The sequence below is a fragment of the Streptomyces sp. SID3212 genome (assembly GCF_009865405.1).
Classification (GTDB): Bacteria; Actinomycetota; Actinomycetes; order Streptomycetales; family Streptomycetaceae; genus Streptomyces.
Map to the genome: position 1 here is coordinate 1 of NZ_WWJY01000086.1, position 1,381 is coordinate 1,381.

Here is a 1,381-nt window from a genome sequence, read left to right on the forward strand (position 1 = left end):
CACCGCGACCGCACCCCCGATCAGCGGCAGCACGGAGTCCCCCCACACGGCGAGCACCCCCGCCACCGGCAGACAGAGCCACTCCCCGCGCAACCGCCGCACCCGCCGGAACACGCCCACCCGCCGCCGCCACGACGCCGCCCACGCCCGCCGGCCGTCCCCCGCACGGCCGCCGTCCGCCCCCTCAGCGTCCACGAACAGCACCGTGGCCCGCCGCGCCGCCGCGCCGCGGTCGACCGTCAGCCAGGCCGCCGCGCCCGCGCAGAGCATCGCCGCGTACGCCGCCGCCGACATCGAAACCGCCGTCACAGGGCACCCCCGATCAGCATCAACAGCCGTGGCCAGCCCCGGTCGTACGCGAACGCCTCCGCGCCCCACCGCAACGCGGGTACCGGCACCACGAGCCCCGCGCCGTCCCGCTCCAGCACGTCCACCTCCGCGAGCCGACGCCGCCCGTCGCGGTCCCGCACCAGATGGATCACCACCGACAGGGCCGCCGCCAACTGGCTGTGCAGCGCCGCCCGGTCCAGCCCCGCCGCCGTCCCGAGCGCCTCCAGCCGCGCGGGGACATCGGCCGCCGTATTGGCGTGCACCGTCCCGCAGCCGCCTTCGTGGCCCGTGTTGAGGGCGGCCAGAAGGCTCGTCACCTCACTCCCCCTCACCTCGCCGACGACCAGCCGGTCCGGCCGCATCCGCAGCGCCTGCCGGACCAGGTCCTCCAGCGTCACCAGGCCCGCGCCCTCCTGATTCGCCGGCCTGGACTCCAGCCGCACCACGTGCGGGTGGTCCGGCCGCAGCTCCGCCGAGTCCTCCGCCAGGACGATCCGCTCCCGCTGACCGACCAGGCCGAGCAACGTCGACAGAAGCGTCGTCTTACCCGTGCCCGTACCACCACTGATCAGGAAGGACTGCCGCGCCTGCACCAGCGCACGCAGCACCCGGTCGCCACCCGGCGGCACCGTCCCCGCCGCGATCAGCTCCCCCAGCGAGAACGCCTTGGGCCGCACCACCCGCAGCGAGAGACACGTCGAACCGACCGCCACCGGAGGCAGCACCGCGTGCATCCGTGTGCCGTCGGGCAGCCGGGCGTCCACCCAGGGCCGCGCGTCGTCCAGCCGCCGCCCGGCCACCGCCGCCAGCCGCTGCGCGAGCCTCCGTACGGAAGCGGCGTCGGCGAACGCCACACCGGTCAGCTCCAGCCCGCCGCCCCGGTCCACCCACACCCGGTCGGGCGCCGAGACCAGGACGTCCGTCACCGAGGGATCGGCGAGCAGGGGCTCCAGCGGCCCCGTGCCCACCAGCTCGCACCTCAACTCCTCCGCCGCGCCAAGCACTTCCGCGTCCCCGAGCAGCCGCCCCTGGGCCCGCAGCGCGGCGGCCA

1 protein-coding gene and 1 pseudogene are annotated in these 1,381 nt (G+C 76.3%); both read right to left on the reverse strand.

Going from position 1 to position 1,381, the window contains the following annotated elements; all coding sequences use genetic code 11:
* Positions 1–309, reverse strand: a pseudogene (locus tag GT042_RS02820) (type II secretion protein F); the annotation flags it as partial.
* Positions 306–1,381, reverse strand: a 1,076-nt coding sequence (locus tag GT042_RS02825) for a TadA family conjugal transfer-associated ATPase (protein WP_161307108.1), incomplete at its 5' end; no start/stop codon positions are given. The pseudogene GT042_RS02820 and the gene GT042_RS02825, both read right to left, overlap by 4 nt.